This window comes from Vibrio sp. J2-4 (assembly GCF_021728155.1).
Lineage (GTDB): Bacteria > Pseudomonadota > Gammaproteobacteria > Enterobacterales > Vibrionaceae > Vibrio > Vibrio diabolicus.
Genome location: NZ_JAKKCN010000002.1, coordinates 570,249 through 591,576 on the forward strand (window position 1 = coordinate 570,249; position 21,328 = coordinate 591,576).

General features: G+C 46.8%; 22 protein-coding genes. All 22 read left to right on the top strand.

From position 1 onward, the window contains the following. Positions 1-2 precede the first annotated feature (2 nt). The 22 genes from fliJ (at position 3) to L3V32_RS08140 (ending at position 21,161) form a co-directional block, all read left to right on the top strand. On the top strand, positions 3-446 hold the full coding sequence (gene fliJ, locus L3V32_RS08035) for a flagellar export protein FliJ (protein WP_012841527.1): 444 nt from the start codon (positions 3-5) through the stop codon (positions 444-446). A gap of 183 nt (positions 447-629) precedes the next feature. Then, positions 630-2,513: a flagellar hook-length control protein FliK gene (locus L3V32_RS08040; protein ID WP_237284089.1), complete on the top strand. Its 1,884-nt coding sequence runs from the start codon at positions 630-632 to the stop codon at positions 2,511-2,513. An 85-nt stretch (positions 2,514-2,598) separates the two neighbouring features. Then, positions 2,599-3,102 (top strand): flagellar basal body-associated protein FliL, encoded by a 504-nt coding sequence (gene fliL / locus L3V32_RS08045; protein WP_012841529.1) that lies wholly within the window; start codon positions 2,599-2,601, stop codon positions 3,100-3,102. Positions 3,103-3,109: 7 nt separating this feature from the next. Next, on the top strand, positions 3,110-4,156 hold the full coding sequence (fliM, locus tag L3V32_RS08050) for a flagellar motor switch protein FliM (protein WP_006741703.1): 1,047 nt from the start codon (positions 3,110-3,112) through the stop codon (positions 4,154-4,156). A gap of 59 nt (positions 4,157-4,215) precedes the next feature. Next, a complete protein-coding gene (gene fliN / locus L3V32_RS08055; protein WP_012841530.1) occupies positions 4,216-4,626 on the top strand; it encodes a flagellar motor switch protein FliN in 411 nt (136 codons plus the stop codon). 1 nt (position 4,627) lies between these two features. Next, the gene (gene fliO / locus L3V32_RS08060) at positions 4,628-5,041 is read left to right on the top strand and encodes a flagellar biosynthetic protein FliO (protein WP_237284090.1); all 414 of its coding nucleotides are present in this window, start codon (positions 4,628-4,630) and stop codon (positions 5,039-5,041) included. Beyond that, positions 5,028-5,897, top strand: a complete 870-nt coding sequence (gene fliP, locus L3V32_RS08065; protein ID WP_237284091.1) for a flagellar type III secretion system pore protein FliP — start codon at positions 5,028-5,030, stop codon at positions 5,895-5,897. The genes fliO and fliP overlap by 14 nt, the downstream gene beginning before the upstream one ends. A gap of 24 nt (positions 5,898-5,921) precedes the next feature. Next, positions 5,922-6,191 carry a flagellar biosynthesis protein FliQ gene (gene fliQ, locus L3V32_RS08070; protein WP_012841532.1) on the top strand — a complete coding sequence of 90 codons (270 nt, stop codon included), beginning with the start codon at positions 5,922-5,924 and terminating at the stop codon, positions 6,189-6,191. An 8-nt stretch (positions 6,192-6,199) separates the two neighbouring features. Then, complete coding sequence (gene fliR, locus L3V32_RS08075; protein ID WP_005384463.1) at positions 6,200-6,982, top strand: flagellar biosynthetic protein FliR; 783 nt, start codon at positions 6,200-6,202, stop codon at positions 6,980-6,982. A 3-nt stretch (positions 6,983-6,985) separates the two neighbouring features. Continuing rightward, positions 6,986-8,116, top strand: coding sequence for a flagellar biosynthesis protein FlhB (gene flhB, locus L3V32_RS08080; RefSeq protein WP_005380490.1), 1,131 nt, complete (start codon positions 6,986-6,988; stop codon positions 8,114-8,116). A gap of 210 nt (positions 8,117-8,326) precedes the next feature. Beyond that, the gene (flhA, locus tag L3V32_RS08085; protein ID WP_041853026.1) at positions 8,327-10,426 is read left to right on the top strand and encodes a flagellar biosynthesis protein FlhA; all 2,100 of its coding nucleotides are present in this window, start codon (positions 8,327-8,329) and stop codon (positions 10,424-10,426) included. A 28-nt stretch (positions 10,427-10,454) separates the two neighbouring features. Then, positions 10,455-11,972 (top strand): flagellar biosynthesis protein FlhF, encoded by a 1,518-nt coding sequence (flhF, locus tag L3V32_RS08090; RefSeq protein ID WP_012841533.1) that lies wholly within the window; start codon positions 10,455-10,457, stop codon positions 11,970-11,972. Positions 11,973-11,986: 14 nt separating this feature from the next. Continuing rightward, entirely contained in the window at positions 11,987-12,874 is an 888-nt protein-coding gene (locus tag L3V32_RS08095) for a MinD/ParA family protein (RefSeq protein WP_005380498.1), read from the top strand. Next, positions 12,867-13,601 carry an RNA polymerase sigma factor FliA gene (locus L3V32_RS08100; protein WP_237284092.1) on the top strand — a complete coding sequence of 245 codons (735 nt, stop codon included), beginning with the start codon at positions 12,867-12,869 and terminating at the stop codon, positions 13,599-13,601. The genes L3V32_RS08095 and L3V32_RS08100 overlap by 8 nt, the downstream gene beginning before the upstream one ends. A gap of 45 nt (positions 13,602-13,646) precedes the next feature. After that, complete coding sequence (gene cheY, locus L3V32_RS08105) at positions 13,647-14,015, top strand: chemotaxis response regulator CheY (RefSeq protein ID WP_017635949.1); 369 nt, start codon at positions 13,647-13,649, stop codon at positions 14,013-14,015. Between the two features lie 120 nt (positions 14,016-14,135). Next, complete coding sequence (locus tag L3V32_RS08110; protein ID WP_006741709.1) at positions 14,136-14,876, top strand: protein phosphatase CheZ; 741 nt, start codon at positions 14,136-14,138, stop codon at positions 14,874-14,876. Positions 14,877-14,885: 9 nt separating this feature from the next. Beyond that, the gene (locus L3V32_RS08115; RefSeq protein WP_237284093.1) at positions 14,886-17,126 is read left to right on the top strand and encodes a chemotaxis protein CheA; all 2,241 of its coding nucleotides are present in this window, start codon (positions 14,886-14,888) and stop codon (positions 17,124-17,126) included. Positions 17,127-17,155: 29 nt separating this feature from the next. After that, a complete protein-coding gene (locus L3V32_RS08120) occupies positions 17,156-18,268 on the top strand; it encodes a chemotaxis response regulator protein-glutamate methylesterase (protein WP_109169796.1) in 1,113 nt (370 codons plus the stop codon). An 8-nt stretch (positions 18,269-18,276) separates the two neighbouring features. Next, positions 18,277-19,056 carry a ParA family protein gene (locus L3V32_RS08125; RefSeq protein ID WP_006741712.1) on the top strand — a complete coding sequence of 260 codons (780 nt, stop codon included), beginning with the start codon at positions 18,277-18,279 and terminating at the stop codon, positions 19,054-19,056. Beyond that, positions 19,046-20,122: a chemotaxis protein CheW gene (locus L3V32_RS08130; RefSeq protein ID WP_237284094.1), complete on the top strand. Its 1,077-nt coding sequence runs from the start codon at positions 19,046-19,048 to the stop codon at positions 20,120-20,122. The genes L3V32_RS08125 and L3V32_RS08130 overlap by 11 nt, the downstream gene beginning before the upstream one ends. Before the next feature lie 35 nt (positions 20,123-20,157). Next, positions 20,158-20,652 carry a chemotaxis protein CheW gene (locus tag L3V32_RS08135; RefSeq protein ID WP_005380507.1) on the top strand — a complete coding sequence of 165 codons (495 nt, stop codon included), beginning with the start codon at positions 20,158-20,160 and terminating at the stop codon, positions 20,650-20,652. Between the two features lie 14 nt (positions 20,653-20,666). Beyond that, positions 20,667-21,161 carry a DUF2802 domain-containing protein gene (locus tag L3V32_RS08140; protein ID WP_046875563.1) on the top strand — a complete coding sequence of 165 codons (495 nt, stop codon included), beginning with the start codon at positions 20,667-20,669 and terminating at the stop codon, positions 21,159-21,161. The last annotated feature ends 167 nt before the right edge of the window (positions 21,162-21,328 follow it).

Genomic DNA, 21,328 nt, shown 5'->3' on the forward strand with positions numbered 1-21,328 from the left:
GCATGAACAATGCGATGGAGTTCCTACTTGAGCAGACTAAAGAGCGTGAAGATCAGGCCGTACTTGCGCTGAACAAAGCGCGTTCTGAACTTGAAGATTATTACCGTCAGGTTGAGCAAATCGAAAAGTATCGCCTTGATTATTGCCAACAGCTTATCGACCGTGGGCAGGCAGGCTTAACAGCAAGCGAATATGGGCATTTAAATCGCTTTCTCACTCAGCTAGACGAAACGTTATCTAAGCAGAAACAAGCGGAAAGTCATTTCAAAGAACAGGTAGAGAACTGTCAAGAATACTGGTTAACAGTACGCAAAGAACGTAAATCCTATGAGTGGATGATCGAAAAGCGTGAGAAAGAGAAACAGCTTGCGGAAGCCAAACGGGAACAAAAGCAAATGGACGAGTTTTCAACGTTGCTTTACAGCCGTCGAGCGAAGCCTTTTTAATGTTTAAAAGTTGATGTTGCTTCCACTTATAACACTCGTTTTGTCACTGCAGCAATGAGCTTGTTATTGGCGTAATTTTTGCAAATATCTTTGTAGATGATCATCCCAATAACCTAAATTTGCCACTGTGTGCAATTTAGCAGCGGCCTAGCGCTCGAAGCTGCTGATAATGAGAATTTCTATATGAATGTGAATTTGTCCAATGTTTCTGCGACGAGCAAGACGTCAGTGTCTGACTCTGCCGCACAAGCACCTACAGAAAACGCGGAGAACAAGGGATTTTTGGAAACCTTGACGGATGCATTTTCAGGTTCACAAAAGTCAGAAAAAGTAGCAACGAAATCACTAAACGGTGAAGACCAAAACAGTGCCGAGATTAACAAGCTTTCGTCTGGCAAAGCTGATAGTCAAGAAGCGGTCACAGATGTGGCTCAAGCGAGCAGTAACGACGCCAAAGAGTTGCTGGCGCAAGAAAGCCAAGATACTGCTATTCAAGAGCAAAGCCGCTCTGGCGACATGCTGACAGAGCATGCGAACACCATTCAAAGTGATGAAGCAAGCCTACTGGAAGCCAAACAAGGCGCGCACTCGCAAAATGATGCTGATGTCTCTGAGAAAGTAGGTTCACTCTCTAACACCCCTTCAGTTGCTAATGGCGCAAAAAGCGCGATGGGTGAAGGACAACAGCTGCTTGGTCGTATTGAACAAGCGAATCAAACCTTGAAAGCGAATAATGCATCCATCGATAGTGGCAAAGTTTTGCCTCAACGAGCGGGTTTAGAACACTCGTTCAACGGGCAAACAACAGACATTGATGAACTTGCTTTGAATGACATGCCGTTAGCTCAATCGCTTGAACAAGTGCAGGCAATGGCTGGGCAAGGCTTAGAGCCAATTTTAGATAAGAATGGTCAACCTATCGATGTCGATAAGCTCTCGTCTGAGTTTGCTACTTGGCAAGGTATGGCTAAACAAGTCAGTCACCCAACCGAGAAGGGCATGGTCAGTGGTGACGTTGCCAATGAACTATCGCCACTGGAGGTGGGTTTGGATGGCTCTAAAATTGATGTGCTTCAGCGTGTTTCCTTGGATGAACTCGAACTCATAGATACCAAGCTGGCGCAGGGAAAACCACTGACTCAGCAAGAAACTGAGATCATAGAAGGGTTGAAAAAAGGGACGGTCATTGCCGATATTCCTGAGCAAGATCTTGCCCAGTTTGTTGCGCTTCCTACTGACGTTAAACAGGTTCTCGCCGAGCAGCAAGGACAACAGCATTTGGCTCGCCAGGCTACACCTATGGGGATGTCTCAGCAAGCCCTTCATTTGACGACTCAATCAGCTCAGCCACAAGCTGTTCAGAGTACAGATAAAGTCGCATTATCTCCGATGCCAGATGCGTTGGCCGCAGCTCATTTGCCGACTGCGCTTCAAGGCGTGAAGGATGGAGAGATTAACCAGAAAGTTGTGAATGCCGCATTGGCTGCTGGTGCACTTAAAGCGACAGCGGATAAGCAAGATAAACCAGAACTTCAACATGGTTTAGCAGGGCAGCTTCAGGCGATGGCGGGTCAACAAGGAACAAACGTGCAGCAACAAGCGCGTATTGATGCCGCGCAGCAAGCTCAGCTTCCGTTGCAACTGACCAAAGAGCTAGCCAATGAGCAAGTGGCGGAAAAAGTGCAAATGATGATGTCGAAGAACCTAAAAAACCTCGATATTCGTCTTGATCCACCAGAATTAGGTCGTATGCAAATTCGTATGACGATGAACAACGATGTGGCTAATGTGCATTTTACGGTGAACAACCCGCAAGCGCGTGACATCATTGAACAGACACTTCCTCGCTTGAGAGAGATGTTGGCGCAGCAGGGCATGCAACTGGCTGATTCTTCTGTTCAGCAACAAAACAGCGGGCAGCAGCAAGGTAGGTATACTGCTGAGCAACATGGTCAAAGCGCTCAAGGCAGCGGTTTTTCTGGACAACCAGAAGAGAGCTTTGATGCTGACGTCAATCTGGATTTGAATGTGGCTTCAAAGCGTGATGGAATTAGCTTTTACGCATAACAGGCCGTTTAAAGGCAATAATACAAGGTTACCAAACGACTTCCTTAAGCATCTCGGTAACCTAAAAGAATAATAAGAGACAACAATGGCAGAAGAACAGTTACAAGGGGCCGATGCGCCGAAAGGAAAAGGTAAGTTACTTATCATCATAATCGCTGTTGTGGTATTGCTACTTGGCGGTGGTGCAGCAGCGTTCTTTCTCATGGGCTCTGATGAACCAGCTCAGGCTGAAGCGTCTCAACAGGTTCAAGCGAAGGCATCTGATGCCTCGCCCATTGCCTACGTGAATCTTCCTCAGGCATTTGTATTTAACGTTACTGGGGACCGTCGCGACAGACTGGTACAAATTAAAGCGCAGTTAATGGTTCGCGGCGCAGAGAATGAAGAGTTGGCGCGGTACCATTCGCCACTGATTGAGAGCTCTTTGTTATCAACGTTTGCTTCGGCGACGGTTGATCAGTTGCGTTCTCCAACGGGACGAGTGGAATTGCGCGATCGTGCTTCCGAAGATATCAAAGCAGCGCTAAACGCTGCGGTCGGTAAGCCAGTGATTGAAAAAGTACTGTTTACAGATTTTGTTATTCAATAGGTAAAACGTGACCGATCTATTAAGCCAAGACGAAATTGATGCGCTATTGCACGGGGTTGACGATGTTGATGACGTCGATGAACCGATAGAAAACGACAACGAAGGTGCCGTCAATTTTGATTTCTCGTCGCAAGACAGGATTGTACGTGGTCGAATGCCGACGCTCGAACTTATCAACGAGCGCTTTGCACGACACATGCGTATTAGTCTGTTTAATATGCTGCGTAAAACGGCAGAAGTGTCGATCAATGGCGTGCAGATGATGAAGTTTGGCGAATACCAAAACACATTGTACGTGCCAACCAGTTTGAACATGGTGCGTTTTCGTCCGTTAAAAGGTACAGCGTTGATCACCATGGAGGCTCGCTTAGTCTTTATTCTGGTAGAAAACTTCTTTGGTGGGGATGGTCGATTCCATGCCAAAATCGAAGGGCGCGAATTTACCCCAACGGAACGCCGCATCATTCAGCTGCTGCTGAAGATTGTATTTGAAGACTACAAAGAAGCGTGGTCGCCAGTGATGGGGGTGGAGTTCGAATATCTCGACTCTGAAGTTAACCCAAGTATGGCTAACATTGTCAGCCCGACAGAAGTGATTGTCGTGAGTTCTTTCCACATTGAGGTCGATGGTGGCGGCGGCGATTTTCATGTCGTTATGCCTTACTCCATGGTTGAGCCGATTCGTGAACTGTTGGATGCAGGTGTTCAGTCCGACAAGATGGAGACAGACGTCCGTTGGAGCTCAGCATTACGTGAAGAGATTATGGATTGTCCGGTTAACTTCCGCGTTAACTTGCTTGAAAAAGACATCTCTTTGCGTGACCTCATGGAATTGCAACCGGGTGACATCATCCCGATTGAAATGCCAGAACATGCGACCATGTTTGTAGAAGACCTGCCGACCTATCGCGTAAAAATGGGCCGTTCGGAAGACAAATTAGCGGTGCAAATTTCTGAGGAAATTGAGCGCCCCCATGTAGTCAAAACAGATTTAGCTTTCTTGGGCAAAGACATCATGTCTGAGCTTGAGAATGAAGACGATATAGACGATTAAGATACCTTATTGAACAGACATGCTTTGGCATTAAATAAGGCTTAACACAGGATAGAAAAATGGAACCAAGTGACGATCAAAAGCTAGCAGATGAATGGGCAGCCGCTCTTGGCGAAGACCCGTCTGCACCTTCTGTTGACGTAGATGAAGTATTGGCCGCGCCACTGGAAGAGCTAAAAGACACTTCAAGCCCAATTACCGAAGATGAGCGCCGTAAACTCGACACCATCATGGATATTCCGGTGACGATTTCGATGGAAGTCGGTCGTTCACAAATCAGCATTCGGAACTTGTTGCAATTGAACCAAGGCTCGGTTGTTGAGTTGGATCGTCTAGCGGGCGAGTCATTGGACGTATTAGTCAACGGTACACTGATTGCGCATGGCGAAGTCGTGGTCGTGAACGATAAGTTTGGTATCCGTTTGACAGATGTGATCAGCCAAACTGAACGAATTAAGAAGCTACGTTAAGATGAGCCGCTCAATCAAAACGCGATTGAAGCAAATCACTGGAGCACTGGGCTTAATGCTGAGTGCTCCTTATGCATTTGCTGCCGCACCAAATAATCTGGATCTTGCGACGACACTGGGCTCGCTTGTGCTTGTGATCGGCGTGATTCTTTTGTTGGCTTGGCTACTTAAACGTATGCAAGTGCCGGCGATGGGACAACAAAAAGGCTTGCGTATTGTGAGTCAGTTGCCAGTGGGCACCAAAGAAAGAATCGCCGTAGTTCAAGTGGGTGAAGAGCAGTTTTTGGTTGGAATTACCAGCCAATCAATCCAAACGTTAGCCAAGTTAGATAAGCCACTGAAAGAGGAAGAGTTGGCGACCAATGCTTTTGCGACTCAATTTAGCCAACTGATCAAAAAACATGACAAAGGGTAACCCGATTCGTTTGCTCCTGAGCACGTTGTTGCTTTTCGTCGGCGTGCTGTTTTCTTCATTTTCGTTTGCTGAGGCAGAGGAGTCTGCTCTGCCTGACAACTTGGCCGATGGAAGTAGCGTCACTGTTCAGGCGATGCAAAGTGATACTGGCGCCAGTCGTGCTATGTCCGTTTCTAGTGGTGGTGGCATCCCTGCGTTTACCATGACCACGAACCCAGATGGCAGTGAAGATTACTCGGTTACACTGCAAATTTTAGCGTTAATGACCATGCTTGGCTTCTTGCCAGCCATGGTGATTTTAATGACGTCGTTTACTCGAATTGTTGTGGTGATGTCGATATTGCGTCAGGCAATGGGTTTGCAACAAACGCCGTCTAATCAGGTCATCATTGGTATAGCGCTGTTTTTGACCTTCTTTGTTATGTCTCCCGTCCTGAACGAAATCAACGATAAAGCCGTTCAGCCTTATTTGAACGAGAAAGTCACGGCTCGAGAAGCATTTGATGCTGCACAAGCGCCAATGAAAGCGTTCATGCTTAAGCAGACTCGAATCAAAGATTTGGAGACGTTCGTTAACATGTCTGGAGAGCAAGTCGAGAATCCAGAAGACGTGTCGATGGCGGTGTTGATTCCTGCTTTCATCACCTCGGAGCTAAAAACTGCATTCCAGATTGGCTTTATGCTCTTCTTGCCGTTTTTGATTATTGACCTCGTGGTAGCGTCGGTACTGATGGCAATGGGTATGATGATGTTGTCACCAATGATTGTTTCGTTGCCGTTCAAGTTGATGCTGTTCGTATTGGTCGATGGTTGGAACTTGATACTTTCGACACTCGCGGGCAGTTTTGCCCTTTAGATAAGCGCAGATAGAGGATAAGACATGACACCAGAAATGTTTGTCGAGCTTTTCCGTGAAGCACTTTGGATGGTGCTTATCATGGTCTGCGCCATTATCATCCCAAGTTTGCTTATCGGCCTTATTGTTGCGATTTTCCAAGCTGCGACTTCCATCAACGAGCAAACATTGAGCTTCTTGCCGCGTTTGATAGTCACTCTTTTGGCTCTAATGCTATTTGGTCACTGGATGACGCAAATGTTGATGGAATATTTCTATGGCTTGATTGAGCGCTTACCTCAGGTGCTTTATTAGAGGCGCCTATGGAGTACCCCACTAGCGTTGTCTTAGATTGGATCGCAAACTATTTCTGGCCCTACGTTCGTATCTCTTCCATGCTGATGGTGATGACGGTAACTGGGGCTCGATTTGTCTCACCACGAATCCGCCTTTACCTCGGGTTAGCCATCACTTTTGCAGTCATGCCAGCGATCCCTGCAGTGCCTCAAGACATTGAGTTGCTCTCGTTTCGGGGTTTTATGACCATTGCCGAGCAAATGATCATCGGTATTGCGATGGGCATGGTCACTCAATTTATGATTCAAACCTTTGTCTTGTTGGGACAAATATTGGGTATGCAGTCAAGTTTGGGTTTCGCTTCTATGGTTGATCCCGCAAATGGTCAGAACACGCCATTGCTTGGTCAGCTATTCATGTTTTTGACGACAATGTTTTTCCTTGCCACCGATGGGCACTTGAAAATGCTGCAACTGGTCGTGTTCAGCTTTAAAACCTTGCCGATTGGTTCCGGCTCGCTCAACGCGGTTGATTTCCGTGAAATGGCAGGCTGGCTTGGTATTATGTTCCAAACGGCACTGAGTATGTCTCTATCTGGCATTATTGCACTACTTACCATTAACTTGTCGTTTGGTGTAATGACCCGTGCTGCACCACAGCTGAATATCTTTTCGCTTGGTTTTGCGTTTGCGTTGATGGTGGGTCTATTACTGTGTTGGTACATACTGGCTGGCCTTTATAGTCATTATGAAATGTTCTGGACAGTGGGTGAGGCGCAGATTTGTCGACTCATTCGCTTGGAGTGCTAAGAATTGGCAGAATCAGACGGTCAGGAACGCACCGAAGAAGCCACGCCCCGACGGTTACAACAAGCCAGAGAAAAGGGGCAGGTTGCTCGGTCTAAAGAACTTGCATCAGCATCTGTACTGATCGTTGGCGCCATTTCACTGATGTGGTTTGGCGAGGCGTTAGCACGTTCATTGTTTTCCATCATGAGCCGTTTATTTGATCTTCAACGAGAAGAGATTTTCGATACTGCAAAACTGTTTGATATCGCTTTGGGCGCGATGAGTGATTTGTTGTTCCCACTATTTTTGGTGTTAGCGACATTGTTTACTGCCGCCATGATTGGTGCTGCGGGTGTGGGAGGAATCAGTTTTTCTGCTCAAGCCGCTATGCCAAAGCTGTCGAAAATGAATCCGCTTAGCGGTTTAAAGCGGATGGTGGGAATGCAAAGCTGGGTAGAGTTGATCAAATCAATACTCAAAGTGGTTTTGGTTACTGGTGTCGCGATCTATTTGATCCAAGCATCGCAGGCGGATCTGATTCAATTAAGTATGGATGTGTATCCGCAAAACATCTTCCATGCTTTAGATATTTTGCTGAACTTTATTTTGCTGATCAGTTGCTCGCTATTGATTGTGGTTGCCATCGATATTCCATTTCAAATCTGGCAGCACGCCGATCAGTTAAAAATGACCAAGCAAGAAGTCAAAGACGAATACAAAGAGACTGAGGGTAAGCCGGAAGTTAAAGGCCGTATTCGTATGCTGCAAAGAGAAGCGGCTCAACGTCGTATGATGGCAGACGTTCCTCAGGCTGATGTTATTGTTACCAACCCAGAGCACTTTTCGGTTGCGCTTCGTTATAAACAGAAGACAGACCGTGCGCCAGTAGTGATCGCTAAAGGCACCGATCACATGGCAATGAAGATTCGAGAAGTCGCCCGAGAGCATGACATCACAATTGTACCTGCTCCGCCACTTGCTCGTGCGCTATACCATACTACCGAGCTAGAACAAGAGATCCCCGATGGATTGTTTACTGCGGTGGCTCAGGTTTTGGCATTTGTATTCCAGTTGAAGCAATACCGAAAGCGAGGTGGTCAGCGCCCCAAAATTCAGGATTACGATTTGCCAATCCCGCCAGAACACCGGCACTAATGCTAAAAGAAGCCTAATTCTAAAAAGGCTAATTGAATCAGATATTAAGCTCTACTTGAGTGTTTAGTCATTATTTTGGCGTTAATTATGGTACATAGCTTGCTTAAAACGCCTTAATTATCAACCATACCTAAACTTTTAGGCCAAAGCGGTCGCGTATTAATAGTAAGAGCTAACGTGACGCTTCAATCGATTGAGATCTCTCGTAGTATGAAGTTAAGCCTGCCATTTGCAGATAAATTGCCACGAATCCCTCAGCGTGAAATGCCAGCTATTGGCGCGCCGGTGATGGTTTTGGCCACCTTAGCGATGGTGGTGCTGCCTATTCCAGCCTTTTTGCTGGATATGTTCTTCACCTTTAACATCGCGTTGTCGATGGTGGTGTTGTTAGTGACCGTTTACACACGTCGTCCGTTGGACTTCGCCGCTTTTCCGACGGTACTACTGATAGCGACTTTGTTGCGTTTGGCGCTGAACGTTGCCTCGACACGTGTCGTCTTACTGCATGGTCACGAAGGCGGCAACGCGGCAGGTAACGTAATTGAAGCGTTTGGTAATGTCGTTATTGGTGGTAACTACGCGGTCGGCTTAGTGGTTTTCCTTATCTTAATGATCATCAACTTTATGGTGGTGACCAAAGGTGCGGGTCGTATCTCTGAGGTAAGTGCTCGCTTCACCCTTGATGCGTTGCCAGGTAAGCAGATGGCGATTGATGCGGACTTAAATGCTGGATTGATAGACCAAGAACAGGCAAGAGTTCGTCGTTTTGAAGTGACCAAAGAAGCGGATTTCTACGGCTCGATGGATGGTGCCTCGAAGTTCGTAAAAGGTGACGCGATTGCCGGTATTTTGATTCTGTTTATCAACATCATCGGCGGTCTGTCGATCGGTATGGCGCAGTATGGATTGGGTTTCGGTGAGGCAATTGAAATCTATACTTTGCTGACGATTGGTGACGGCCTAGTTGCACAGATTCCATCGCTATTGCTGTCGATTGCAGCGGCGATGATGGTGACGCGTCAAAACACCGATGAAGACATGGGTGAACAGCTGGTCTTCCAGATGTTCGACAACCCAAAAGCACTGATGATTACCGCAGCTATTCTCGGTGTGATGGGCATCGTACCGGGCATGCCACACTTTGCGTTTTTGAGTCTGGCGGTCGCGGCTGGCGCGGCGGCGTATTTCATCGATAAACGCCAAAAGCAGAAAGCGAAAGAACCGGCTTTACCAGCGAAAGCTGACGAAGGTGCAGAGCCTTCATCACAACGCGAACTATCTTGGGACGACGTCCAGCCAGTCGATATTATTGGCCTAGAAGTGGGTTACCGCTTGATTCCGCTAGTGGACCGAGACCAAGGTGGAGAACTGTTAGAGCGCGTAAAAGGTGTGCGTAAAAAGCTATCGCAAGATTTTGGGTTCTTAATCCCTGCGGTTCACATACGTGACAACCTTGAACTGACGCCAAACAGCTATCGAATCACATTAATGGGGGTTGCGGTGGGCGAAGCTGAGATTCGTCCGGATCAAGAGCTAGCGATTAACCCAGGTCAGGTGTATGGCATGATTGATGGCGAGCCAACCATTGACCCTGCATTTGGACTGGAAGCCGTATGGATTCGCGAAGATCAGCGTGAGCATGCTCAGGCGCTAGGGTATACGGTTGTTGACTCATCGACAGTATTAGCGACGCACCTGAGCCAGTTATTGACTAATAACGCATCGCAGTTGATTGGTCATGAAGAAGTAGAGAATTTATTAGAAATGTTAGGACGCAGCGCGCCTAAGTTGGTTGAGAACTTTGTTCCTGATCAGTTGCCTTTAGGTGTGGTGGTGAAAGTCCTACAAAACTTGTTAAACGAGGCCATTCCAATCCGCGATATTCGCACGATTGTTCAAACTTTGGCTGAGTACTCAAGTAAGAGTCAAGAAGCTGACATATTGACGGCAGCAGTTCGAATTAGTCTGAAACGTCTAATTGTTCAAGAAATCAATGGTATAGAGCCTGAGCTGCCAGTGATTACTTTGATACCTGAACTGGAACAAATATTGCATCAAACTATGCAAGCATCAGGAGGCGAATCTGCGGGGATTGAACCGGGGCTCGCTGAACGATTGCAGTCTTCACTAAGCCAAGCGACACAGGAACAAGAATTGAAAGGCGAACCTGCCGTTCTGCTTACTTCCGGTGTATTACGCTCGACGTTGGCGAAATTTGTGAAGAACACAATACCTAATCTCCGGGTACTGTCTTACCAAGAAATCCCGGATGAAAAACAGATCAGAATTGTGCAAGCCGTGGGTAACTGATCTCACGCATCATTAATGGATTCATAGTTTGAAAATAAAGCGATTTTTTGCCAAAGACATGAGAACGGCGCTGCTCCAAGTGAAAGAGGAGTTAGGCGCGGAAGCGGTGATCATGTCAAACAAGAAAGTGGCTGGTGGGGTGGCGATTGTTGCGGCGATAGATAGTGAATCTAACCCGTCTCAAGCAAGCGCAGCGTCACAACAAAATCGCGGTGCTTCTCAATCGAATCGCTATAACGAACATCGTCAAATGTCATCGTCTTCTGCAGATCGTTATCAAGATCGTCATTTAGATGAAGATAAAATTAGCCTGAACAGTAATAACAGTAACAACGAAAAAACAGGCTCGATGACGCAGCGATTCGCTAACATGCTTAAGCAATATAGTGGTGGTGCAGCAGATGCTGACGATCATGTAGCGGAAAATGAAGATTCGCTCTCTGCTTTATTGCAACGCCAGAATAAGCATCGCGACGGCTACAACCAAGAAAAGCCAGCGCCATATCAACCAGATTCACCTTTGGCGAAGTTAATCGCACAAGATAATCGATTTGAGCGTCCAACGCCGAAGCTGGATCCGACACGCTATGATCGCCGCCGTCCAAGTGATGAGCGAGAAGAGTCTGCAGATGAGCTGGAGAGTATGCGCGAAGAGATGACGTCAATTCGTCGTCTTCTAGAGCATCAAGTCTCTGGCCTGATGTGGCAGGAAGTGGAACGTCGTGAGCCGCTCAGAGCAATGCTGATTAAGCGCTTAGAGCGTATGGGCGTTTCTCCGGAGTTAGCAGACCAAATGGCGTGCTATATCCCGGAAGATACAAAACCAGCGCGAGCGTGGAAAGCGTTGTTGTCGCTGGTGGCGGATCAAATCAATATTCCTAAACAGGACATTTTAAAACGTGGTGGTGTGGTCGCACTGTTAGGTCCGACGGGGGTGGGAAAAACAACCACCGTTGCGAAGCTCGCAGCACGTGCCGCCATGGAATACGGTGCCGACAATGTGGCCCTTGTGACAACAGATACATATCGCATAGGTGCACATGAGCAGCTCTCAATTTACGGAAGAATCATGGGTTGTCCCGTAAGAGTTGCTAAAGATTCTAACGAGTTAGCCGATGTTATATATCAGCTAAGAAACAGAAGACTGATTTTGGTCGATACGGCAGGGATGGGGCAACGAGATGTCAGGCTTTCTGAGCAGCTCGATACTCTAATGCAAGAGAGCGGAGAAGTGATTCACAGCTACCTTGTTTTGCCAGCTACCGCACAACGTCGCGTTCTACAAGAAACGCTGGATCACTTCCGACGCATACCACTTTCGGGTTGTATTATGACGAAGCTTGATGAGTCATTAAGTCTAGGCGAATTCATCAGTGTAGTGATTCAAAACGCAATGCCAGTGGCTTACATCGCTAATGGCCAGCGCGTGCCAGAAGACATTGTGATAGCGCAACCAAAATATATGCTTGCGAAAGCAAATGAACTGTTAGAGAAGTCGACAGAGAACGAACCTCACTTTTGGAACAGTGACAGTGAAGGACTCTAAGGCGGCGGACTACTATGACTGAGAATATGATACACGATCAAGCAAGCGGCCTCCGTCGCTTAACACAACCATCGTTGACCAAAGTGATTGCTGTTACTGGCGGCAAAGGTGGTGTGGGGAAATCAAACGTAACACTGGGTCTGGCGATTTGTATGGCTCGCCAAGGCAAGAAGGTGATGGTTCTCGACGCTGATTTAGGTCTGGCCAATGTGGACGTGATGCTCGGAATTCGTGCAAAACGTAATCTAGGACATGTCTTAGCGGGTGAATGTGAGCTAAAAGATGCGATTGTCGAAGGGCCTTATGGTATAAAGATAATCCCTGCAACTTCTGGCACGCAGAGCATGACTGAGCTTTCTCACGCTCAACATGCTGGACTCATTCGAGCATTTGGTAGTCTTGAAGACGAAATGGATGTCCTGCTGATAGATACCGCCGCAGGCATTTCTGACATGGTAATCAGTTTTTCGCGAGCAGCTCAAGATGTCGTTGTGGTTGTGTGTGATGAACCAACTTCAATCACAGATGCATATGCGTTAATTAAGCTGTTAAGTAAAGAACACCAGGTCCAACGCTTTAAAGTTGTAGCAAATATGGTCAGAAGCTACCGAGAAGGGCGAGAATTGTTTGCAAAGTTGACGCTAGTCACAGAGCGATTCTTGAATGTCAGCCTTGAACTCGTAGCATGTATTCCATTAGATGATAAAGTACGACAGGCTGTAAAAAGACAAAAAATTGTCGTTGATGCGTTCCCTCGCTCACCTGCCGCTTTAGCTATTAGCTCACTAGCAAACAAAGCGTTAACGTGGCCACTACCGAAAACACCAAGTGGACACTTGGAATTTTTTGTGGAAAGGTTGCTAAATCGTACCGAATTCGCAGAGGACCCTTTTGGTGAATAAAGCGATAACCTATGACCAACATGGCAAGTTTAATAGCCAGCAAGCGTTTATAGAGCGCTACTCAGTGTTGGTTAAGCGCATTGCTCACCACCTATTAGGCCGTTTACCGCCGAGTGTTCAGGTAGAGGATTTAATTCAGGCCGGCATGATCGGTCTTATCGAAGCTCAGCAGAATTATGATGGTTCTAAAGGTGCGAGCTTTGAAACTTATGCAGGTATCCGTATTCGCGGTGCAATGTTAGATGACATGCGCAAAGGCGATTGGGTACCGCGTTCTGTTCATAAAAATAATCGAGAGATTAACCAAGCGATTGCGGAACTGGAAGGCGAATTAAATCGAGATCCTACTGATTCTGAAGTAGCCACGCATCTCGGTATGACACTGGATCAATATCATAGTGCTCTGACCGATATCAACTGCTCAAAATTAGTCGGTATTGAAGATTTAGGCGTTTCTGGTGATGTGATTTCACCTGCAGATGAAACTGATGACAGTAACCCGTTCAAAGGGGTTGCCGATGAATCATTTCGAAAAGCACTGGTTGAATCAATAAAACAGCTTCCAGAGCGTGAAGCTTTGGTACTTTCGCTTTATTATGATGAAGAACTCAATTTGAAAGAAATTGGCGATGTGTTAGGCGTAAGCGAATCTCGCGTAAGTCAAATACTGAGTCAAGCGATGCAACGTTTGCGCACCAAGCTCAGTGCGTGGACACAAAATGACTAAAAACACTGATTTTACGATTCAGTGGAGGCAATTTTGAATAAAAACATGAAGATCCTTATTGTTGATGATTTCTCAACAATGCGCCGTATTGTTAAAAACCTGCTTCGTGACTTGGGTTTCAATAACACTCAAGAAGCGGACGATGGTTTAACCGCATTACCAATGCTGAAAAAAGGTGACTTCGATTTTGTTGTAACTGACTGGAACATGCCAGGTATGCAAGGCATCGATTTGCTTAAACACATCCGCGCGGATGCAGAACTTAAGCATTTGCCAGTTCTAATGATCACGGCTGAAGCGAAGCGTGAGCAGATCATTGAAGCTGCTCAAGCAGGCGTAAACGGCTACATTGTTAAGCCATTTACTGCTGCAACATTAAAAGAAAAATTAGATAAAATTTTCGAGCGTTTATAACTCTCTCTTTTTCTCTTTGTTATTCGAGTCATTCATACCAATTATTAAATACCTATTAAATGACTCGTTTAGCGTTTTTAAAGTGATAAGAAGAACTAAACGTAAAAGGGTCTATTCAGAATGATCTCACTAGAGCAGGCGAAGTCACTCGTTCAAATGCTAGAAAACGGGGAACAAGACCAAGCCAATATGCTTGTTGCCTCGATCTACGAAGGTGCCGAGAATCCAATGCTGCAAGAAATTGGAGCCTTAACTCGAGACCTTCACGAATCACTCAAGCAGTTCAGTCTCGATCAGCGCATGACCGAAATTGCGAAAGACGAAATCCCTAACGCAAGGGATCGTCTTAATTATGTGATCGAGAAGACAGAGCTAGCAGCCAACAAAACGATGGATGCAGTCGACTGCTGCCTTCCTATCGCTGACAACCTGCATGATTGCCTTCAGAAAGTTCGTCCTCAATGGAATGAACTCATGCACGGGCGCATCGAATTAAGCGAATTCAAAGCACTTTGTCACCGAATCGACGAGCTATTAGTTCAAGTCGAAGGTGACAGCACTGAGTTGCGTGGTCAATTGACCGAAATTCTCATGGCGCAAGACTTCCAAGACCTAACTGGCCAAATTATTCGCCGCGTAATTACGTTGGTAAATGAAGTAGAAGGCCGCTTAGTGGAAATCCTAACCGTATTCTCTGGAAATAAACCTGAAGAACACATTCAAGTTTTGTCAGAACCGGCAGATAAAAAGAATACACAAACAAGCGAAGCCGAAGGCCCGATTCTTCATCCAGAACTGAGAGAAGATGCGGTTTCATCGCAGGACGAAGTCGATGACTTGTTGTCCAGTCTTGGATTTTAAAGGTAACGTATGAGCTACGATTTAGACGAAGATATTCTTCAGGACTTTCTCATTGAGGCTGGGGAAATTCTCGAACTGCTTTCTGAGCAGTTGGTTGAATTGGAAAATAACCCAGAAGACAAAGACTTACTTAATGCAATTTTCCGCGGGTTTCACACCGTAAAAGGCGGTGCTGGCTTCCTGTCTTTGGCAGAGCTAGTCGATACTTGTCATGGTGCGGAGAACGTGTTCGACGTTTTACGAAACGGCCAACGCACGGTCACGCAAAACTTAATGGATACGATGCTAAAAGCGTTGGATACGGTCAATACCCAGTTCCAAGCCGTTCAAGATCGTGAACCATTGGAAGCAGCGGATCCTGCCCTTCTTGAAGAACTTCATCGTCTATGTAAACCTGAATCAGAAGATGAAGTCGCTGCAACCGTGGTTGAAGAGCCAGTGGTTACTCCTGAACCTGTCAGTCCTGAGCCTGTTATTGAAGAACCTGCCGCGCCAGCGTCAAGTGTCGGCTCTGTCGATGAAATTACCCAAGACGAATTCGAAAAGCTGCTGGATGAACTTCATGGTAAAGGCTCAGCTCCAGGCGCTTCAGAACCTGCGACACCAACAGCGCCATCAGAGCCCCCTCAATCAAGTGCGCCATCAGTTGAAAGTGGCGATATCACTGACGATGAATTTGAACGTCTACTTGACGAACTTCACGGCGTTGGCAAAAGTCCATCAGCGGCAGAGGCTGCAGCATCTGCACCAGTAGAACCTCCTAAAGCGGCAGAACCAGCTGCGCCAGTTGCATCGTCAGCAAATCAAGATAGTGACTTAATGACGGACGAAGAGTTCGAAAAGTTACTCGATGAGCTACATGGTGCGGGCAAAGGTCCTACGCTAGAAGAACTGGATATGGCAACGAAGCCGGCATCAGCAAACGTAGAGGAAAGCCCTGCGAAACCTGAGCCTGCGGTTAAGCCAGCACCAGCACCAGCAGCGCCAACTCCGGCTCCAGCACCAAAACCAGAATCTAAACCCGTCGCGGTGAAAGAAGAGGCGAAAGCGCCAGCGGTTAAAAAGCCTCAGGCCGAGGCAACAGTTCGTGTCGATACCTCAACGCTTGATACCATCATGAACATGGTAGGTGAGCTTGTATTGGTCCGAAACCGTCTATTAAGCCTTGGTTTGAACAGCGACAATGAAGAAATGTCCAAAGCGGTCGCCAACCTTGATGTCGTAACGGCGGATCTGCAAGGCGCGGTAATGAAAACGCGTATGCAGCCAATCAAGAAAGTATTTGGCCGTTTCCCACGCGTTGTCCGTGACTTGGCGCGCAACCTAAATAAAGACATCGTGCTGGAAATGCGCGGTGAAGAAACCGATCTCGATAAAAACCTTGTAGAAGCATTGGCCGATCCATTGATTCACTTGGTTCGTAACTCGGTTGACCACGGTATTGAAATGCCAGACGACCGCGCGAAAGCAGGTAAATCACGCACAGGTAAAGTGATTTTGTCTGCATCACAAGAAGGGGATCACATTGAGCTATCCATCGTAGATGATGGCGGCGGTATGGACCCGAACAAACTGCGTGGTATCGCGGTTAAGCGCGGTATGATGGACGAAGATGCGGCGGCCCGTTTAACAGACAAAGAGTGCTTCAACCTTATCTTTGCGCCAGGTTTCTCAAGTAAAGATAAAATTTCTGACATCTCTGGCCGTGGCGTTGGCATGGATGTGGTTAAGACGGCGATCAACACCTTAAATGGTTCAATCGATATCGATTCTGAGCTAGGTAAAGGCACTAAGATCACCATCAAAGTACCACTGACGCTTGCGATCCTACCAACACTGATGGTTGGTGTTGGCGGTCATCCGTTTGCGCTGCCACTGGCATCGGTGAGCGAAATTTTCCACTTGGATCTGAGTCGCACAAACGTGGTAGATGGTCAGTTGACGATCATTGTGCGTGAAAAATCTATCCCGCTATTTTACTTGCAGAACTGGTTAGCATCCAAATCACAAAACGTCGAAGAGCGTACTGGTCACGGTCATGTGGTTATTGTACAGATCGGTAACCAGCGCGTTGGTTTTGTTGTGGATACGCTTATTGGTCAAGAAGAAGTGGTTATTAAGCCACTCGATAATCTATTGCAAGGCACTCCGGGCATGGCTGGTGCAACAATCACTAGCGATGGCCATATTGCATTAATTCTAGATGTGCCTGATTTACTTAAGCGATATGCTGCGGCTTCACGCCTTTAAGCAAAGCTGACGTTATTAAAAGGAATAAGATGGCGATTAAAGTACTAGTCGTTGATGATTCGAGTTTTTTTCGACGTCGCGTGAGCGAAATCATCAACTCAGAATCGCGCCTAGAAGTGATTGACGTTGCGGTAAATGGCAGAGAGGCGGTTGAGAAAGCCAAATCTCTTAAACCGGACGTCATCACGATGGATATTGAAATGCCAGTGATGGATGGCATTACCGCTGTGCGTGAAATCATGGCAGCGGCTCCAACGCCAATCCTAATGTTTTCGTCCCTGACTCATGACGGGGCGAAAGCCACGCTTGATGCGCTAGATGCGGGCGCATTGGATTTCTTACCGAAAAAGTTTGAAGACATCGCACGTAACCGCGAAGAAGCGGTGTCACTGCTTCAGCAACGAGTGATTCAGATTGCTTCGAAGCGCGCTTTTATGCGTCGACCAATCACTCGCGCTGCTGCGAGTACTAATGCGGCAGCTCGTCCACTAGGTTCAAGAACGGCTTCGCCAGCGACTCCAGCTCCTGCTCGACCGGCTGCGGCAAAGTTCCGAGCCTCTGGTAAGAAGTATCAACTGACCGCAATTGGCACGTCGACTGGTGGTCCGGTTGCTTTGCAAAAAATTCTGACGCGTTTACCGATGAACTACCCGCATCCGATCGTGTTGATCCAACATATGCCAGCAACCTTTACTGCTGCATTTGCTAGCCGTTTGAATACCTTGTGTAAGATTCAAGTGAAAGAAGCCCAAGACGGCGATGTCTTACAGCCTGGTGTGGCATACCTTGCTCCAGGTGGTAAGCAAATGATGGTGGATGGTCGAGCGGGGGCTGCTCGTCTTCGTATCATTGATGGCGGCGACCGCATGAACTACAAACCATGTGTGGATGTGACTTTTGGTTCTGCAGCCAAAGTATACGGTGACAAAGTACTCTCTTTAGTGCTGACTGGCATGGGTGCAGACGGTCGTGAAGGTGCTCGTATGTTGAAGTCTGCAGGCTCAACTATTTGGGCTCAAGATGAAGAAAGTTGTGTTGTTTATGGTATGCCCCAAGCTGTTGCTAAAGCAGGCATTTCTTCAGAAGATTTACCGCTTGACCGCATTGCAGAACGCATGTTGGTGGAAGTTGGCCTAGCGTAGGATTCATCATGATTGTTTGGAGTGTAGCTAACCAGAAAGGTGGCGTGGGTAAAACCACCTCAACAGTGACATTAGCGGGTTTGCTGAGTCAAAAAGGTCATCGCGTACTGATGGTCGATACTGACCCTCACGCATCACTGACTACCTATCTTGGTTATGATCCTGACGCAGTAACTTCGAGCCTATTTGATTTATTCCAGTTGAAGACATTCTCTCGTGAAACGGTGAGGCCGTTAATCCTAGAGACAAAACTGGAAGGGATGGATATCATTCCCGCGCATATGTCCCTTGCGACGCTTGATCGTGTCATGGGGAATCGCAGTGGGATGGGGCTGATCTTAAAACGAGCTCTACAAGCGGTCTCACAAGACTATGATTATGTGTTGATTGACTGCCCGCCAATTCTTGGTGTGATGATGGTCAACGCACTGGCCGCCAGTGACCGAATTTTGATTCCCGTTCAAACCGAGTTTTTGGCGATGAAAGGCTTGGAACGCATGATGCGCACGTTAACCATTATGCAAAAGTCTCGTCCGGGTGGTTTCAAAGTGACTATCGTTCCAACGATGTATGACAAGCGCACCAAAGCGTCTTTGCAGACATTGATGCAACTGAAGAAAGATTACCCAAATCAAGTATGGACCTCTGCGGTGCCGATTGATACCAAGTTCCGTGATGCTAGTTTAAAGCATTTGCCAGCTTCGCATTTTGCATCTGGTAGTCGTGGTGTGTTTGCGTATAAACAGTTACTGATTTACCTGGAGAGGTTAGCGTTCGATGAGCAGTAACGACGTGCTTTCCAGTGAACAAGCGCTTGATGACTACTTTAATGCGCTATTGGGTGATGAGGCTGAAGCAACGACTCTTGAGGAAGAGCTTGACTTGCTGGCTCAAGAAATATCATCTGCAGAGCCAGAGCCAGAGCCAGAGCCAGAGCCAGAGCCAGAGCCAGAGCCAGAGCCAGAGCCAGAGCCAGAGCCAGAGCCAGAATTGCAGTTTCAATACTCGGAGCCGGAAACTTACCAGTTTCAAGAAGCGTACCCGCCAGAATTGGAAGCCCCAAATCTGGAAGATGTGCAAAGGTTATTAAGTCAGCTTGAAGCAAGCAACCCTGTAGCCGAGTTAGATATTGATAGTATTCTTGAACAAAATACGATTGATATTGCAGCAGAAATAAAAGCGGCTGAGCCAGACGTACCAACGGTTAGTGAGGCGTCCGAGTTACAAACAGTTGAAGAGATACAAGACTGGGTGATTGATGCGCCAGTTTTTGAGGGAACTCAGCCAGAACTGGTTGAACCTCAATCGGTGATTGAGCATGATGTCAATATAGAATCGAACGTTGATACCGAGCTCGAGACACAAACAGGTTCCGAAATACCAACTGACTGGGAAAGCACGAAGCGAAGTGAAGATTTTCAAGTGCTTTACTTTGATGTGAATGATGTCACGTTTGCCGTACCGCTTGATGAGTTAGGTGGTATTCATCGCATCAGCGAGCTTAACCATTTAATAGGAAAGCCCGCCTGGTATTTGGGGCTACAAACAAATCGTGAGCAACAGTTTGATGTCGTCGATACCGCGAAATGGGTGATGGCAGATAAGCTTCGCGATGACAGTTACAAAGATAATTACCAATACGTTGTCATGCTTGGAGAGAGCATGTGGGGGCTGGCCAGTAACCAACTAATGGGGACGGAAACGCTCAATATCGACAAGGTTCGCTGGCGTGAACAGGCGGGTAAGCGCCCTTGGCTAGCGGGCATGGTAAAAGAAAAAATGTGCGCCTTAATTCATGTCCAGGCGCTCATTGACATGCTAAACGCCGGTTTAGATGTCAAATCACTGAATTAGATTTAAGTCGGGAACGACATTAACGAGGATTAACTATGTCTCAAGCTTTTGAAGTAGAAGTGAAGAAAGATGCATCGAATGACGAAGTTCTTCAGTGGGTGACGTTCCAGCTAGAAGAAGAAACGTATGGCATCAACGTAATGCAAGTTCGTGAAGTACTTCGTTATACTGAAATTGCACCCGTTCCAGGTGCGCCAGATTATGTTCTGGGTATCATCAACCTGCGTGGTAACGTGGTTACTGTTATCGACACGCGTTCGCGTTTCGGCCTGATGGAAGGCGAAGTTACAGATAATACTCGTATTATTGTGATCGAGTCAGAGCGTCAAGTGATTGGTATTTTGGTAGATAGTGTGGCAGAAGTGGTTTACCTACGTTCTTCTGAAATTGACACGACGCCTTCTGTTGGTACTGATGAAAGCGCGAAGTTCATCCAAGGTGTGAGCAACCGTGACGGCAAACTTCTTATCCTTGTGGATTTGAACAAGCTCCTAACGGATGACGAATGGGACGAGATGGCTCACCTATAATGGGCTGAATAATGATGGCTGAAGAGACTCTTTTATCTGTTCCATTCCTTGCGGGTGGCGTCGCTTTTATCGTGTTGGTGTTGGTTGTTTTGCAACTGCGCATTCGCTCGGGGTTGCAAAAGCAAGTAGACCAGCAACGAGCACAGTCTCGACATGTAGATAAAGAAGTACAAAAGTTGAGTAAGCAGTTACTCGAAGTGCGTTCGGTTGTCGTTGGTCTTGGACAAAAAGTAACGGAACAACAAGACATTATTCAGCACCTAAACGAGAGAATTCGTGAACTCGAGCACGCTGATACTGATGGTCGCTTGTACAGTCGAGCTTCTAAAATGGTACAGCTTGGTGCAGATATCAATGAGCTCATTGAAGAGTGTGAACTGCCAAAAGCTGAAGCGGAATTGATGCTTTCACTACAGAAAAAACTGGCGGGAAAAGAGAAAATTCCACCACTAAGCGGTCAGCCATCAGATGATGCAGAATACCCGACGCGTGGACGTCGTCGACGCTAAAGGTTTTAAAGCGATAAAAAGAGGCGATAAGCCTCTTTTTTTGTGTTCGGTTACTAATTATCTTTTTGCAATACAGCCCTAGATTACCTTAAGCTCTTTTCATTCTTAGCACTCGCTCCCCAAGTTAAAATGAGAGCTTATAACTACTTATAGTTAATTTTATTAAA

What these genes read in the sequence shown, in the direction of transcription:
- L3V32_RS08040 (WP_237284089.1), top strand. Translation starts at nt 630, where the DNA reads ATGAATGTGAATTTGTCCAATGTTTCTGCGACGAGCAAGACGTCAGTG.
- L3V32_RS08130 (WP_237284094.1), top strand. Translation starts at nt 19,046, where the DNA reads ATGAGCAGTAACGACGTGCTTTCCAGTGAACAAGCGCTTGATGACTAC.
- L3V32_RS08120 (WP_109169796.1), top strand. Translation starts at nt 17,156, where the DNA reads ATGGCGATTAAAGTACTAGTCGTTGATGATTCGAGTTTTTTTCGACGT.
- fliQ (WP_012841532.1), top strand. Translation starts at nt 5,922, where the DNA reads ATGACACCAGAAATGTTTGTCGAGCTTTTCCGTGAAGCACTTTGGATG.
- fliP (WP_237284091.1), top strand. Translation starts at nt 5,028, where the DNA reads ATGACAAAGGGTAACCCGATTCGTTTGCTCCTGAGCACGTTGTTGCTT.
- flhA (WP_041853026.1), top strand. Translation starts at nt 8,327, where the DNA reads ATGAAGTTAAGCCTGCCATTTGCAGATAAATTGCCACGAATCCCTCAG.
- L3V32_RS08095 (WP_005380498.1), top strand. Translation starts at nt 11,987, where the DNA reads ATGACTGAGAATATGATACACGATCAAGCAAGCGGCCTCCGTCGCTTA.
- fliO (WP_237284090.1), top strand. Translation starts at nt 4,628, where the DNA reads ATGAGCCGCTCAATCAAAACGCGATTGAAGCAAATCACTGGAGCACTG.
- L3V32_RS08140 (WP_046875563.1), top strand. Translation starts at nt 20,667, where the DNA reads ATGGCTGAAGAGACTCTTTTATCTGTTCCATTCCTTGCGGGTGGCGTC.
- fliJ (WP_012841527.1), top strand. Translation starts at nt 3, where the DNA reads ATGAACAATGCGATGGAGTTCCTACTTGAGCAGACTAAAGAGCGTGAA.
- L3V32_RS08125 (WP_006741712.1), top strand. Translation starts at nt 18,277, where the DNA reads ATGATTGTTTGGAGTGTAGCTAACCAGAAAGGTGGCGTGGGTAAAACC.
- L3V32_RS08135 (WP_005380507.1), top strand. Translation starts at nt 20,158, where the DNA reads ATGTCTCAAGCTTTTGAAGTAGAAGTGAAGAAAGATGCATCGAATGAC.
- cheY (WP_017635949.1), top strand. Translation starts at nt 13,647, where the DNA reads ATGAAGATCCTTATTGTTGATGATTTCTCAACAATGCGCCGTATTGTT.
- fliL (WP_012841529.1), top strand. Translation starts at nt 2,599, where the DNA reads ATGGCAGAAGAACAGTTACAAGGGGCCGATGCGCCGAAAGGAAAAGGT.
- fliR (WP_005384463.1), top strand. Translation starts at nt 6,200, where the DNA reads ATGGAGTACCCCACTAGCGTTGTCTTAGATTGGATCGCAAACTATTTC.
- L3V32_RS08110 (WP_006741709.1), top strand. Translation starts at nt 14,136, where the DNA reads ATGATCTCACTAGAGCAGGCGAAGTCACTCGTTCAAATGCTAGAAAAC.
- L3V32_RS08115 (WP_237284093.1), top strand. Translation starts at nt 14,886, where the DNA reads ATGAGCTACGATTTAGACGAAGATATTCTTCAGGACTTTCTCATTGAG.
- fliN (WP_012841530.1), top strand. Translation starts at nt 4,216, where the DNA reads ATGGAACCAAGTGACGATCAAAAGCTAGCAGATGAATGGGCAGCCGCT.